The sequence below is a fragment of the Fibrobacter succinogenes genome, assembly GCF_902779965.1.
Taxonomy (GTDB): domain Bacteria; phylum Fibrobacterota; class Fibrobacteria; order Fibrobacterales; family Fibrobacteraceae; genus Fibrobacter; species Fibrobacter succinogenes_F.
Genome location: NZ_CACZDK010000035.1, coordinates 17,832 through 32,491, shown reverse-complemented (window position 1 = coordinate 32,491; position 14,660 = coordinate 17,832). Strand labels below are relative to the sequence as shown.

The window sequence follows — 14,660 nt, the reverse complement described above, 5'->3', positions numbered from 1 at the left end:
CATGCAAAAGATGTTTTCGACAATCATCACTGAAAATGGCGGCTATGCGGACTTGCACATGCACACCAAGCTCTCGGATGGCAATCTTTCAGTCGATGAATTGCTCATGCTTTGCAAACGCAAAGGACTTCGCTGCATATCCATCACGGACCACGATAATCTTGATAGCTACAAGCTTGCCGAAGAACCCGCCAAGGAAATCGGCCTCGAAATCATTCCGGGAATCGAAATTTCTGCGGTATGGCAAGGCAAGGACATCCACATTCTAGGCTACTTCTGCGACCCGACGAACCTCGCCCTCAACATGGAACTTGAGGATTTCGCAAAGCAGCGCATTGCACGCGTGAAGGCGATTATCAAAAAACTGAACGCACTTGGCATTGGCATCACGTTCGAAAAAGTGCACTCATACTGCAAGGGTAAAATCATTGGGCGTCCGCACATCGCCATGTCGCTCGTCGATGAAGAATACATTTCGAACTTCTCCGAGGCGTTCACGAAATACCTTGGCGACGGCTGCATTGCCTTCGTCGAAAAGAAGGGGTTGAACCCGCAAGAAACAATTCGCTTGATCGAAAATGCGGGTGGCATTGCCGTCCTCGCCCACCCATACAAGTCCGGCCTCAGCGACCAGTTCATCGAAAACATGGTGGAATGGGGCATACAAGGCATGGAAGTCTACAGCCCGGCGCAAAAGGGGGCTGTTGGCCGCAAGTACAAAGAAATGGCGCAAAAGTTCGGGCTTGTGGGCACCGGCGGTTCAGACTTTCACACCGAAAGCGGAACCTACCTCCCAGGTTGCATGAAAATGCCCTACACCGTCGTCCAGGCACTCCGAGAAAGGCGCGAAAAATCTCGTGCAGAATGGTTCTAATGAATCGTGGAATTTTTCTAATTACTGTTTTGTCAGCGCTTGTTTCAAGCGTTTTTGCCGATGTCATTCACGCCAAAAAAAGCGTGCTCCCGACTCCGCAGGATTCCATTTTTGAAACGGTGAACGGCCCAGACCCAGCGCCAAGAGAAACGGACGCAGGCCGTTGGGTCATTCCGCTGCGCGAAGTCATGCAGCGCACTTACGACGTTTCGGGCCAAAAGTCTGAATGGGTGCTTGGCACGTCCATCCTTGGCAGTCCGGAACTCCCCGCAAGGTCGCTTGGAATCGGAACACTTAGCAAGCGCTATCCGAGCAAGCTTGCCGGGATTTACACAACACGTTTAAGCTATGACGGTTCCACGCTTGCGCTCAACGGCGAAAACGGAATTCTCTTTGAAGAACGTCACGGCATACCGGTCGATACGCCAATTACCGATGTGAACTGGGAACGCGGTCCATTCGAAGGCAACGCCCTCCGCCTTGAATTCCGCCGACTGATTACGGACTCGGTAACCCTCGACCTCGGAGTTTCTAGCCATTCCAACATGCTCTCCAAGCCTTTCGAATACCAACCGGTAACGCATTCGCCATTCTTCGCCATGGGGCGAGACTCTACAGAAATTCCGTTTGGCGGTCGAAACATCGCGATGAACAGCATACACCTCCAACCGATTGTCACTTGGCGATTTGGCTATGGCAAGGCATTTTTTAAGATAAACTATTTAAATCTCGACAACGCCGACAACTCGACTCACAAAGTTTTGCTAGATACACTTGACCCGACATCTCGTGAATTCCAGACGGATCCATATAGAATTATACTTGAAACACGCACGTATGGCGGTGGCGCTGAATTTTACCCCATCAAGGGCTTGACGCTCGGCACCGAAATCCATTACGGCAATCACGAAATCGAAATGCGCAATCTCCCCAAGATTACGAAGAGCCAGGATACGACATATAACGACGTCGGACTTCGCATCATCAAAAGCACTTATTACGACACAAGCAAGGTACGCAACTACGAAACGATTCTCGGGAACTTCGACGCTCGCTACAACATGTTCCTGAACCCAAGACTCCATTTTGAATATGAATTCGTGAATACCGAAGAGTCGGGCAACGATAAGGTAAAGCAAAAATATTACCAAGACCGCGAAATCGGCTATGCAGAAGTTTCGGATACGCTTTTCGGGAAGGCTCTGTTCCGCGTACAAGCCGGCATGCAGCGCAACAGTTCACTTTTGGATACCGTTGAATTTGCACCCGCGTTTTCGCTCGATGGCACATACCTCCTCCCCTACCATTTGATAGCAACGGCATCTTACCGCCACGACAACAAATTCCCCGACGTGAATCAGCTCAAGCTTATAGAAACGGGTCGAGTCGCATTCCCTAACGAGAACCTGAAATACGAAATACGCGACCGCGCGACCGCCAATATCGTATGGCAAAAACGCGATGTTTTTTACGGACTTGGGTTGCGTTACGAACACGCTAATAATTTGATAAAACCCAAGTGGGTTGTTAATGGCGGCTTAGATACAACGGATAAACATTCAACGTATATCGCTAACTACGAAACCATGGAAGTGAGAGATACAACGTATGCCGAAGTTGCCGATTCTGTGGGGTCCGCATTCCGCTACGAAAACCTCGACCATGCGCATACGCTAGACTGGATGATGCAAGTGGGATTCCGTTTGGGCAACTGGAAATTCTATTTAGAACGTGGGCAAAAAATCACACGCACCAAGCTCATCGACACACCTTCACTTTATTACAAAGGCAGCATCCATTGGCAAAACCGCTTTGTCAAGGACAGGCTCGGCGTAAGCGTACGTGTTGACTTCCAGTGGTTCAACAACCGCTACGATTGCACCATCAACGAAAAAGGCGAGCCGGAGCTCGTCTCTCTCAAGAAATATCTCGCGATGGATTTCGAAGCGCGCATGCAGATTCTCTCGTTTGAACTTTACAACCGCATCGAGAATTTCAACCACAGCATCTATGCACCAGAATCCGGCTACACCCCCGAAGGTCTCCGTTTTGCGTACGGCATCGTCTGGACATTCGGGAATTAGAAGTAAACAGTGGTTAGTGGCTAGTGGTTAGAAACGAAAGAGAGCGGCAAAGCCGCTCTTTTTGTTATTCAAAGGTACGTAAGTAAGGATCTAAGAACTCGTCATCATCGCGAAGGCGAGGATCTAAGGCTTTACACAGTTGTTACACCGAGCAACACGAGATACGCAACATACAAGCTCAAGAACAGAGCACCGCCGATACGGCCAAAACCAAATTGTTCATTCTTCTTGCGAGATGCTTTTGCGCGTTTGCTCTTGAAAAACGGGAAACAAATCAAGAAAAGCAAAAGCGTGAGTGAACACATTATCGGCAAATCTCGACTCAGCACTTCTGCATCCATAGCCTTGATCGGTGTAATTACAGCTGCAATTCCAACGACAACAAGCGTATTAAAAATATTAGACCCAATAACGTTTCCTACCGCTAAATCGTTCTCGCCCTTGCGTGCTGCCGCAATAGAACTCGCTAGTTCAGGAAGCGAAGTCCCAACCGCTACAATGGTAAGCCCAATCAGCAAGTCACTCACGCCAAGCGCCTGAGCCACATTGATAGCCCCCCACACTAGCATTCTCGAACTTGCAATCAAAAGAACAAGTCCGAAGAGCAACAACAACGATGATTTGACGATTGAAACTTTTTCGGCGGGCGTTTCCAAATCTGCATCCTCAGCCGATTTTTTTCGTTTACGCTTTGCATGCAGTTCCGTAAAGATGTTGAACGCGGTAATCCCCGCGAATGCGAACAAAAGAATTACGCCATCGACAAACGAAACATTTCCATCCATCAGCAACAAAATCGTCAAAACAGTCATTGCGATCAGAATCGGAATATCGCGTTTCATCGCCTCTTTCTTTACGACTACCGGAATAATCAGCGCCGTCACGCCAAGGATTAACGCGATGTTTGCAATATTGGAACCGTAAGCGTTTCCAAGGGCAAGTTGCGGAGTGTTGTTCATTGCAGACAAAACGGAAACGACCATTTCCGGTGCAGACGTTCCAAACCCCACAATCAGCATCCCGATAAGGAATGTGCTCATGCCAAAAAATTGGGCCACGCCGACGGCCCCATCCACAAACCGGTCTGCACTCCAGACCAGAAGAACAAGGCCCACGACAATGGCCGCAACTGATAGAATCATATTTTTAACTAAAATGCGTAGAATGTTGCACCAACAGAGACTGCCTTAGTTGACAGATTATTGACCGGCCAGCGGTTATAGTCGTCATACTGGTTGTTGAGTCCCCAAATAAAGCGGGCTTCGAAACCAACATAACGATTAGCGCGAATACCAAAGCCAAATACAATAGACCAATCAATCGCAGAGCGGCAATCGTTATCCATCATATCGTCCTTGACATTTACTTTATCGTCCGAAGACTTCATTTTAAAATTGTCCGAAACAGCGAAAGACGGTTGCACACCGACATCAAAGAAGAAGCTAGACCTAGCGCTCTTCAAAGAAAGGAGGAGCGGCAAAGAAATGCGATTGCGACTGAACGACATGCGCCATTCGCCCACTTTGTCATCAACCTCACCCACATAGCTGTTGCTGACATTATCGTGTTCAAACAACACTCCCGTCTTGAACGCCATATTGTATTCATCCAACGGGAACAAGGCAAATGCACCAGCACTCCATGTCAAGCCATAATAACGGTCATATTCATAACGACCGTTATCGCCCGAAAGGAAAGCGTTACCGACAAAACCCTGGATACCAAACGTAAACTTAAGCGGAATGCGACCGCGGAGCTGATCCATATCAATCGTATCGGCGCTGGCAACTTCGGAAACGTAAATTGTCTTTACTTTGCCACGGCTAGGTTCAATTTCTGCCGGAGAATAGACCGGGCGATAAACGAATTTCTTGGTAGTCTTTTTCTGGACGGGCTTTGCAGCGTCGGCACCGCGAACTGCGGTAGGTTCCGAAAAGAGATTTTCGGGAGCAAGCTCTTTTTCGGCTTGAGTAAACTTGTCTTCAGTCTGGGCGGAAGCTTGTTCAACAATCGGTTCAGCCTGAACAGGAGCGACTTCGGCGACTGGGGCCGGTGCAGGAGCGGCAGTTTCAGCAGGTGCCGTATTCTGAGCCATCACGGCAGAAACTGCAAAAGCAGTCAAAATTCCAGTGTACTTCAGATTCATATTGATCCTCCAATGATAATCATTGTAATATTATAGTATTTTTGTAATCGAAAAACCAATACAAAAAGCCAGCGTTCCATTTATAAAATACTAGATTACGCTATATGAAAACAATTATTGTGAATACCGCTTCGGGCAAAGCCAATACTAGCGCCCTATTTTTTGTTAAAAAATCTGTCCAATTTTCCAACGTTCTCTCGGAAGAAGCCGAAAAGCAAGTCGAATCCGTACTGAACGGCATGGACGAGGGTCCGTTCGAAGATTTGGAATTTTTGGAAATCGACAACCAGCCTACCATTTTTGTAAACGCCGCCAAGGAACGCGGACTCTCCTCGCTCGACCACTTGCGCATGGCAGCATACCGCCTAGCCAAGAAAGCAAGCAAGCGCCAAATCCCGATGGTTTCCATCATGCTTGCCGATGCGGCGCCAGAACAGTTCAAGAGCATTTTGCACGGACTCTACTACGCCGATTACAAATTCGATGCTTACAAGAGCAAGCAGAAAGAAGCCTTCCAGGTTACGTTCGAAATCGTCGCTGGCGATCATGCCACTGAATTCAAGAAGATTGCAGAAGATGTCGCCATCGAAAACAAGGCTATTGTCCTCGCGAAGAACTTGATTAACACATGCGCTTCGGACCTCTACCCCGCTGAATTTGTAGAAAATGCAAATACGATTGCGAAGTACACGCCGGGACTTTCAATCAAGGTACGCAACATGAAGCAACTCGAAAAAGAAGGCTTCATGGGACATGTGACTGTTGGCAAGGGCAGCTCGCACGAGCCGTACATGATTACGCTCTCTTATGATGGTAGTAAGACCGCTCGCGGGAAAAAAGCCGTCAAAAACGCTAATAAAAAAGCGCGCACTTCTGCAGACCACTTGGTTATTGTCGGTAAGGGACTTACATTCGATACAGGCGGACTTTGTCTGAAACCGCCCAAATCCATGCCCGAGATGATTAGCGACATGAGCGGTGCCGCAACAGCACTTGCAGCCATCCAAGCCATCGCCACGCTTGAGCTCCCCATTAAGGTGAGCGCCGTATGCTGCCTTGCAGAAAATGCAATTGGCAACAAGTCCGTGCTACCAGGAGATATCTTTACCGCGAAAAACGGCAAAACTGTTATGGTCGATAATACCGATGCCGAAGGACGCCTCGTGCTCTCGGATGGCCTTGCCGAAGCAGGGCTCATCGGTGCAACGCACATCGTGGACCTTGCCACGCTCACTGGAGCCATGGTTCGCGCACTCGGCTATGCCGTTGCAGGATTCTTCAGCAACGACGACGCCCTTGCATTGAACGTTATCAACTGCGGCGAAGCCTGCTGCGAAAAGTTCTGGAGCATGCCGCTGGAAGAAGAATACGCCGACGCATTGAAGGACCATTTCGCAGACCTCAAGAACACCGGAAGCGACGCTGGCGCCATTGCCGCAGCGCTCTTCTTGCAAGAATTTGTTCCAGAAAACACCGCTTGGGCTCACTGGGATATCGCAGGCACTGCATTCGTGAACAAAGCTTGGAAATACACCGAATACGGCGCAACAGGCTTTGGCGTGCAGACGCTCATTGAACTTGCTCGTAGAATGTCTAGCGCAAGCGACGAAAGCGAAGGCGAAGAAAGCATCGACACCGACGCCGTTCAGTGCGAAGAATACAAAGTGTGCTAAAAAAATTGAACCGCGCGCTTTTGGCATAATTCAATAGCGCCAAAAGCGTTGTGTTATTAAATAACGTTTCTTAAAGCAAAAACGACCGGAACAGGGAATGTCCGGCCGTATTTATTTTATATCACAATATAATCAGATATTTAAATTTAATTAATATATAATAGGCATTATGTCAACGCCCAAAGCCATTTGACCATAATTTTCGGAATTTGGATTTTCTTCATCAAGAACAATTTGAATTTTAAATTCTGATAGATTATCAAAATAACTATGACGAGGTGAATACCCAGCATCATAGAGTTGATTATAAGGGTAGCTGGGATAACCACTGTGATCCCCCCTTGAAGCTCCATCAGACCAATTGCGAAGGATGAAATAACTATTATCTACATTTCGTGTATATACATATATTCTATATTTTTGCGGAACATCCCCAAGATTGGCTATATCGTTTCCACTATTTAACCATGAAATAGCAATTCGAAATCCATCTAATCGGCTTTTCTCAACATCAAAAAATCCTTCAAGATGGCTTTTGCTCAATTTAATCGTCAATTGCTTCTTTTCTTCAAAAGAAATAAAGCTATAGCAATTTTCTAAGCGACCTTCACACTCAGCCTCCTTCATTAACGTATTAACATCACCTACAAAATACATCGAAAGATGTTGATATTCACGATCCTTTTGCGATGACTGCCTTTTGCCCACGAGACCTTCGTAATTAAACATCTCAGCATCCTTTATATTCAGCATTACAGCCTTTACAACTTCAGGATGCCACTTGTAGAATTCGTTTTTAGATAGCATATCTGAAATCATACCAGCGGTAACACCAGTTGCCGCTTCAGTGCCTTCATAAAACGGCTTGTATTCATACTTACGACTTGATGAAGAATAAACTCTATAAAAGTCATCTATATAAAAATTCGAATAATTATAGATGTCAGGCTTTGCATATTCTTCTGAATAAATAGGATCTATAATTTTACCGCTTTTACCCGAATAGCTCGCCTCTTTACCGGTCAAGGGATCAAGTGCACCCACAGTAATCGCATTTACAGCATAACCTTTTGCAGACATTTTTTTGGGGTTATTACCGGCTGCAACAATTTCTATGGTACGATTATTGTAAATGTAATTATCTAAATCTCGAGCCATCGAATTATAGGCCGTTTTATCGGAACCTCCATAACCATGAACGCCTATATACGTCTGCGGTCCGTGCGAATGACTAGCAGGATTGGACGGGCGATTACGAGTAACATAAACCACAGAACGATCCGAGAAACTGTGCACAAGCTTATACATTTTTGAAGCGCGCATTTCATATCCAGGCATCGTGTTAAAAGATTCCATCACCTCATTCCGTTCATCAATAATGAACGGCGCATTAGGATTCGGATCTGTATCTTTATTTAATCTAACCGGAACTGCTTCTTCAGATAAATATAAGCCAACATTCGAATTAGCACTATGCTCTCTTTTCAACAAGCTGTTTATCGTCCCATACGAAGCATGCGACTGGAACTCATCAAGAGGCATATCATAAGGAGCTTCCCCCAACTGAAAACCGCTGTAACCACTTCTAGTCACGCCAGCGCTCTGATAACTATAAGTATCATTATATTTCGGCAAATTATCCGAATAAACGGGAATAAAAACTTTATTCGCTTTATCCAGATAATCCGATATATTCATGTTCGAAAAACTACTAGGAGCAAGAGTTAAAGAAGCGCAGCTTGTTCCACTAGTACATTTTTTAAAGCCATAACCTTTCGGGCTAGACCATCCAATAATTGCTTTAGCATCGCCTGTGAGTCCAACGCCTTGCTTTGCCAAAGAAGCGCCCAATTTCTGTTGTTCGTTTTTCTTTGCCTTGGAGTAGTCAACGTTCCTGTAGACCATCGGGGAGTTCATTTTGCTTCCCTTACGGCCAAGAAGGTCATAGTTATTTGTAGCCGCATTGGCTGCAATGCATCCAAATGCTAACGCAATTGTTAGTAATTCTTTATTCATTATATCATCCTTTGTATTTGCCTTTTTTATTAAAGGCGGGGAGAATATAAACTTTTGAAATAAAAAAGAATTACGCAACAAAAAAAAATTTCAAATTCATCTGTATCAAAAATTTCTTTAATTCACAATTAAATGACAAATGAATAAAAATTTGGATTAAACAGACAAAATTGCAAACATGTTATTCACAAGCTTATTTACAAAATCATTATTCAAATAACATTTATGTAACAATTTACTCGATAAATTTTATTTAATTTCTACGATTAAACAAATGTCTTATTAGATATTTTAGATTACGTAATAAAAACCTTGTCCTCCGCGAGGAGGAACATATCTAATTCTTTAGCTCCTCATAAATTCACTCTTTATCGCCTGGAGCATAACCAGAAATCCTTTTACCCCGATAATATACGGGAATATAGGGATCAAGCGTATAAGCATTTACCTCTTCGCCACTTGAATTCTTTTCGATTTCTTGGGTTTCAGAACCAGTAAAATATGGAGCTTGCGTGAGATCAATTCCTTCAAAATATTCAAGAGCATAAGCATCTGTTTGCGGCATCAAGGACCACGCCTTTCGATCAAATTCAGCAAATGTTGCATTTAACCACTTTACTTGAAAAACAGTATATCCTCCAGAATATAGCGTACCTTGAATATTGATGGGCAAATAATATCTTCTATAGTCATCCTTCGTTTGATTGCCAAAACTAATTTGCGGAAAAGACGCAGCCTTCCCATTAGCATCGAAAGATGAACTAATCCAACTAACAGACGTTTCTAGGCCATCATAAGCACCAAGATAAAAATGAAGTTGAACTTCCGGCAAATCAATTGAACTCATGTTTTCAACTTTAATAAAGAAATCACTGCAATTTTGCCATCCATTTGCTACAGTACAATTTGATTCATTTTGATAAGCTGTTGGCTTTACATAAACATTTATTTTAACACGTTCATTGTCAATTGAAGGAAGTTCCGCACCAGCCTCCTTGACGCAACGAACGGCCATTTTCCACTGTTCATGGCATAAGCTACCGGATTCAAAAGAATTGCGCCCTGATGTGAAGCTAATGCAATTTCTGTAATTACCCGTACGGTATTCGCTTGCCCAATAAAATGCAGCCTCTCTATTCTGGTTCCAAGAATGGTCTCCACCAATGTATCCCTTATAAGGCACACTTCCAGATTGGCTCTGAAATTCCGATGAGTTATAAAACTCATGCCATTCTTCAAGACTAGGCAAGCGCCAGCCACTCGGACATGCATGTTCAAGACGTTTACCGGGATAAAGGAATCCGGTTGATTCGCAATCGCCCTTTCCATTCACAGTCTCTGTTGGGCAAGCTGTAATAAGGTAATAATCCTTGCCTGTGCTGTAGTACTCATAAGAGAGGTTTTCCATCATCCAGTAAAGAGAACCCACCCAAGCCACATTATAGACATGATCATCACGATTGTCTTTTAAAGTCATTGCATTGGAATCAAATTCACTTCCTTTGCTACTTTGCCCATATCCAAAATTATCTTCGAATACGTCATCATAATCGGTACACGCTGCAAAGATTAATGCAATAAATGCAATCGTTGCAAAGTTTTTCCAGCATGACAAGGTCTTTTGTCTTTCGTCTAACATAACTCCTCCCTAAAACACGAACGTTAAGCCCAAACCAACAAGTCCAATACTACCTGTTATTAAGCCTATTCCGCGAACCATCATAAAAGTATGGATATTGTCTAGTCGAGAATCGTATTCCTTTTTTTCGCTAGGTTCCCTTTCAGAGAGACGCTTCATCATGATTTCACTGAAAATGTATGTACCAATGCCAAGAGCAGACACAACACCACTCGCAATTCTAAGCCCTGTGCGCGATTTCTTTTGGGGTTGTTCCACATTCGTGGGAATGCTTTCGCCAATTTTCAAATTATTAGAAATTAAATCTCCGTTGCTAGAATCTGGAATCACTCGTTCTTTTTCTCGTACAACATAATCATATTCAGTAACCTCGCCCGCATTCATTGTAACATCTATCTTTTGGCGACCATTACTATCCTCAACTTCGATATTCGAACAAACCGGAATTGTCCCAAGATAAGGTGTTTGTCCAACCTTCGTTCCACGAACATAAACAGGCAACGACTGTTCGACACCTGCTATTGAATGAGCCTTGAGCGAAAGCCCTCCTTCTATCGGTTTTAATGATTCCTTGAAAGTCTCTTCTTTGTCTTTAAACATGCCTATTTTAAAAGACATCGAAGCATAGCAACGGTGGCTAATGGATACTTCATGCGTTCCGGGATCCATCAAAACTTTTTTCGATGCCTTAACCCGACGACCATCCACTTTGATGTTCAAATCCTCGTAGTTTCCGCCCATTTTGAAGTCGAAATCAAGATTCAACGTTCCGTAACGAGGCACAAGATTTATCGAAACATCTTGCCCATTTTCGTTTATAGCAAACTGACCTTCTCCATCTTCATGATGTTCCAACACCGCAACAAAACGGTGAGAACCCGCTTCTACAAGTATTTTACACGGAGTTGCTGCACACTGCGGGATTGGTCTTCCATCAATACTCAGAGCTGCACCAGACGGATTCGTCGATACATTGACAACAAAAGACTGGTTGCCATGTCCATCCATGCTTGTGCGAATAATGCCAGTGGCGCCGCCGCGAGCTTTTCTAAAGAACTCTGGAGATTTGGCTTTGATAACCTCCATCAATGCGTTCACGTCTGTTCCAAGTCCATTGAAACTTGCAACTAACTTGCTGCTCGCCGTTTCATAAAGTTCTGCACTAATCGAGATACTTGTTCCGACGCGTCCAATTCTAGCTTGAGCCACATAGTCGGCAGAAATATTCTTACCCGTTTCGGCAAGGCAACTTCCTTCGCATTCTTCGATGGATTTTCCTGGAGGAAGCATCATCAAAATGTTTTCACGGGTCATGATGGTCCAGTTCAATTCGGCTGGTAGCTCAAGCACGGCCTGTTCTCGGAGCATGTTAGTGAGATAATGCCGCTCCGAAAGCGTCAACAAATCCTTGTCGTCAGAAATAGTTTCGAGAACGGCGACAAATTTTGCAAACGGCGTTGTTACGAGTAAAAGCAATAAAAATATTGCCGATAAAAGCCGGTTCATCATTTTAAAAGTGCTCCCCTTTTGAAAAAATCAATTTGCTTGCAAATGATATGCAAACCGATAAATCATAAATAGTTTTTTTCAGAAAAAAGCAATAGGGGGTAAAAAAAAACACTAAGCAAATAGACCTTTTTTTCTATTTTTGGCACGTATGAAGAACGTTGATACAATTGCCGTTTTGGACTTTGGCGGGCAGTACGCCCACCTGATTGCTAACCGCGTGCGCCGTTTGGGCGTATTTACCGAAATCCACTCCCCTGCCGCCCCGGTCAGCGAACTGGAAGGCGTGAAGGGAATCATCTACAGTGGTGGCCCATCTAGCGTGTATGCGGCCGACGCCCCAGAATACAATCCCGAGATTTTGGACCTCCCGGTGCCGAAGCTCGGCATCTGCTACGGTCACCAACTCATCGCCCAGCAGTTGGGCGGTCACGTGGAACCGGGCAAGGTCAAGGAATACGGCATCGCCGACCTTATCGTGGGCGACGAGAAGTGCCCGATTCTGAAGGACCTCCCGAAGGCTAGCCCCATGTGGATGAGCCACGGAGACCAGGTGACGAAGCTCCCTGAAGGCTACAAGATCGTGGCCAGCACCAAGGACTGCGAAATCGCGGCCGTCGCGTTCGACAGCGACAAGCCCGAACGCCAGATTTTCGGCATCCAGTTCCATCCGGAAGTCACGCACAGCAAGTTCGGCATGAAGTTGCTCGAAAACTTTATCGACTTCACGGGCGCGAAGAAGACTTGGAACATGAAGAGCTACCTGCCGCTCATTACGCAGCGCATCAAGGACCAGGTCAAGGACCGCAAGGTGTTCTTGCTCGTGTCTGGCGGTGTGGACTCCACTGTGGCATTCGTGCTCTTGAATCGCGTGCTGGGCCCCGAAAAGGTTCTCGGCTTGCACGTGGATAACGGCATGATGCGCCTCGGCGAATCCCAGAAGATTATGGAATTTTTGAAGGCCGAGGGGATGAATAATCTTAAAGTGCGCGACGCAAGCGAACACTTCCTCGCTAAGCTGGCCGGAGTGACTGCACCGGAAACCAAGCGCGGCATCATCGGTAAAGAATTCCTGACAGTGAAGGACGAGGAAATGGCAAAGCTCAACCTCGATCCGAACCAGTGGATGATGGCGCAAGGCACCATCTACCCCGATACCATTGAAAGCGGTGGCACCAAGAACGCCGACAAGATCAAGACGCACCACAACCGCGTGCAGGAAGTCTTGGACCTCATGGAAAAGGGCCTTGTGCTCGAACCGCTCGCCGACCTTTACAAGGACGAAGTCCGCGCGCTCGGCGAAGAACTCGGCATTCCGCACAGCCTCGTGTGGCGCCACCCGTTCCCGGGTCCGGGCCTCGGCGTTCGCCTGCTCTGCAGCGACGGCAAGCTCTCCAGCGACATGGTGAAGTTCGAAGACGTGAAGGATACTTCTGGCCAGTCCCTCGCCGACTACCTGAAGGCGAACAACATTGCAGGCCGCCTGCTCCCGATTAAGAGCGTGGGCGTGCAGGGCGATGGCCGTACTTACGCACAGCCGTTCCTCATCACCACTCCGGGCTTAAGCTGGAAGGATTGCGAAAAGTTCTCCACCGAACTTGCCAACCGCTTCAAGGCAATCAACCGCGTGATTTACCAGATTGGTAGCATGGCCGATGAAGACCCGAAGCTTGTGGAACAGTACGCTACCCGCGAAAACTTCGATACGCTCCGCAAGTTCGACAACATTTGTACTGAATTCTTGCAGGCAAACGACTTGTACGAAAAGATTTGGCAGATGCCTGTGGTACTCGTCCCGCTCCGCACGGCAAACAAGCCCTGCATCGTGATGCGCCCGGTGAATTCCACCGAAGCCATGACCGCAAACTTCGCCGAAATCGACCAGGGCATGCTGGCCGGACTCTGGCGCAAGTTCGAAGCAGAAGGTGCTGGCAGCCTGTGGTACGACGTGACGCACAAGCCGCCCGGAACTATTGAGTGGGAGTAGCGCGGAGCCGAGTGTCGCAAAAATGTGCTTGCTCATTTTTATGACCGAGGCGAACAAGCAGACGCTGAAGCCGTAGGCATAAGCGTCAGTAAGGCGAGTGCTGCGAATTTACTAGAAAAGCCGAATGAGATTTTCTCACTCGGCTTTTTCATTTTAGCTAATCATCATCTAATTTTAGACCGAAGCCGCATCCAGGCGCTCGATAATTAAGATTCCAGAAAGCTGTATCCCCCCGAACCTCGCGATACATTGGATGAAGGCTTCCATCAGATTCGTACAGTTTTTCTTTCTTTTGGCCAACCTCGTACATTTGGGCTATTTTATCCCCTTCAAAAATGGTATACTGAAGAACGCCATCTATATTCCTATGCCTTATGATATTCAATATCCAATTGGATTCTTCCACAACATAGGATCCATCATGATAGACTAATGAATCTATTATGATCTTGTAACCTTTCTCTACATCTCTTTTGCGGAACGTTATGACAGGATTTCCGCTGAAATCGGAATCATGCACGTTCTTGAACACCCGAAGTTCAACCAATTTCCCATTCACCGCCATCCATTCATGCTCGACAGAATCCCATTTGCTAGGAACGTTATTTACAATCGTTGCGCAACTGTCGGCAGCAAACACCGCGGCATTCAAAACAAATAAAAGTAGAAGCAAGAAGTATTTCATCGTCGGTGACATTTTACGCCTTAAAAATATTCATTCCTTACAGAAAAATA

Annotated in this window: 10 protein-coding genes; 4 read left to right on the top strand and 6 right to left on the bottom strand. The window is 45.9% G+C overall.

Translation table 11 applies throughout. The features are described 5' to 3' along the window. Window position 1 precedes the first annotated feature (1 nt). Window positions 2-874 (top strand): PHP domain-containing protein, encoded by an 873-nt coding sequence (locus HUF13_RS14055; protein WP_173475713.1) that lies wholly within the window; start codon window positions 2-4, stop codon window positions 872-874. Beyond that, window positions 874-2,958 (top strand): hypothetical protein, encoded by a 2,085-nt coding sequence (locus HUF13_RS14050; RefSeq protein WP_304039210.1) that lies wholly within the window; start codon window positions 874-876, stop codon window positions 2,956-2,958. The genes HUF13_RS14055 and HUF13_RS14050 overlap by 1 nt, the downstream gene beginning before the upstream one ends. Window positions 2,959-3,089: 131 nt before the next feature. Here the strand turns inward: HUF13_RS14050 and HUF13_RS14045 are convergent, their stop codons facing one another. After that, window positions 3,090-4,100, bottom strand: a complete 1,011-nt coding sequence (locus tag HUF13_RS14045; RefSeq protein ID WP_173475711.1) for a calcium/sodium antiporter — start codon at window positions 4,098-4,100, stop codon at window positions 3,090-3,092. Between the two features lie 8 nt (window positions 4,101-4,108). Continuing rightward, window positions 4,109-5,104: an outer membrane beta-barrel protein gene (locus tag HUF13_RS14040; protein ID WP_173475710.1), complete on the bottom strand. Its 996-nt coding sequence runs from the start codon at window positions 5,102-5,104 to the stop codon at window positions 4,109-4,111. A gap of 104 nt (window positions 5,105-5,208) precedes the next feature. Between HUF13_RS14040 and HUF13_RS14035 the strand changes: the two genes are divergently transcribed. Continuing rightward, the gene (locus HUF13_RS14035) at window positions 5,209-6,777 is read left to right on the top strand and encodes a M17 family metallopeptidase (RefSeq protein ID WP_304039209.1); all 1,569 of its coding nucleotides are present in this window, start codon (window positions 5,209-5,211) and stop codon (window positions 6,775-6,777) included. 150 nt (window positions 6,778-6,927) lie between these two features. Here HUF13_RS14035 and HUF13_RS14030 read toward each other — a convergent pair whose 3' ends face one another. The 3 genes from HUF13_RS14030 to HUF13_RS14020 form a co-directional block, all read right to left on the bottom strand. Then, on the bottom strand, window positions 6,928-8,793 hold the full coding sequence (locus HUF13_RS14030; protein ID WP_173475709.1) for a hypothetical protein: 1,866 nt from the start codon (window positions 8,791-8,793) through the stop codon (window positions 6,928-6,930). 361 nt (window positions 8,794-9,154) lie between these two features. Then, entirely contained in the window at window positions 9,155-10,432 is a 1,278-nt protein-coding gene (locus HUF13_RS14025; RefSeq protein WP_173475708.1) for an FISUMP domain-containing protein, read from the bottom strand. Window positions 10,433-10,441: 9 nt separating this feature from the next. Further along, window positions 10,442-11,941 carry a PEGA domain-containing protein gene (locus HUF13_RS14020; RefSeq protein ID WP_173475707.1) on the bottom strand — a complete coding sequence of 500 codons (1,500 nt, stop codon included), beginning with the start codon at window positions 11,939-11,941 and terminating at the stop codon, window positions 10,442-10,444. A 148-nt stretch (window positions 11,942-12,089) separates the two neighbouring features. Here HUF13_RS14020 and guaA point away from each other — a divergent pair, with 148 nt between their 5' ends. Further along, the gene (gene guaA / locus HUF13_RS14015) at window positions 12,090-13,925 is read left to right on the top strand and encodes a glutamine-hydrolyzing GMP synthase (protein ID WP_173475706.1); all 1,836 of its coding nucleotides are present in this window, start codon (window positions 12,090-12,092) and stop codon (window positions 13,923-13,925) included. 157 nt (window positions 13,926-14,082) lie between these two features. Here the strand turns inward: guaA and HUF13_RS14010 are convergent, their stop codons facing one another. Then, complete coding sequence (locus HUF13_RS14010; protein ID WP_173475705.1) at window positions 14,083-14,622, bottom strand: hypothetical protein; 540 nt, start codon at window positions 14,620-14,622, stop codon at window positions 14,083-14,085. Window positions 14,623-14,660: the final 38 nt, after the last annotated feature.

Bases quoted from the DNA above. Each gene is read 5' to 3' on its own strand.
- HUF13_RS14030 (WP_173475709.1), bottom strand. From the start codon at position 8,793: ATGAATAAAGAATTACTAACAATTGCGTTAGCATTTGGATGCATTGCA.
- HUF13_RS14055 (WP_173475713.1), top strand. From the start codon at position 2: ATGCAAAAGATGTTTTCGACAATCATCACTGAAAATGGCGGCTATGCG.
- guaA (WP_173475706.1), top strand. From the start codon at position 12,090: ATGAAGAACGTTGATACAATTGCCGTTTTGGACTTTGGCGGGCAGTAC.
- HUF13_RS14040 (WP_173475710.1), bottom strand. From the start codon at position 5,104: ATGAATCTGAAGTACACTGGAATTTTGACTGCTTTTGCAGTTTCTGCC.
- HUF13_RS14035 (WP_304039209.1), top strand. From the start codon at position 5,209: ATGAAAACAATTATTGTGAATACCGCTTCGGGCAAAGCCAATACTAGC.
- HUF13_RS14050 (WP_304039210.1), top strand. From the start codon at position 874: ATGAATCGTGGAATTTTTCTAATTACTGTTTTGTCAGCGCTTGTTTCA.
- HUF13_RS14025 (WP_173475708.1), bottom strand. From the start codon at position 10,432: ATGTTAGACGAAAGACAAAAGACCTTGTCATGCTGGAAAAACTTTGCA.
- HUF13_RS14020 (WP_173475707.1), bottom strand. From the start codon at position 11,941: ATGATGAACCGGCTTTTATCGGCAATATTTTTATTGCTTTTACTCGTA.
- HUF13_RS14045 (WP_173475711.1), bottom strand. From the start codon at position 4,100: ATGATTCTATCAGTTGCGGCCATTGTCGTGGGCCTTGTTCTTCTGGTC.
- HUF13_RS14010 (WP_173475705.1), bottom strand. From the start codon at position 14,622: ATGTCACCGACGATGAAATACTTCTTGCTTCTACTTTTATTTGTTTTG.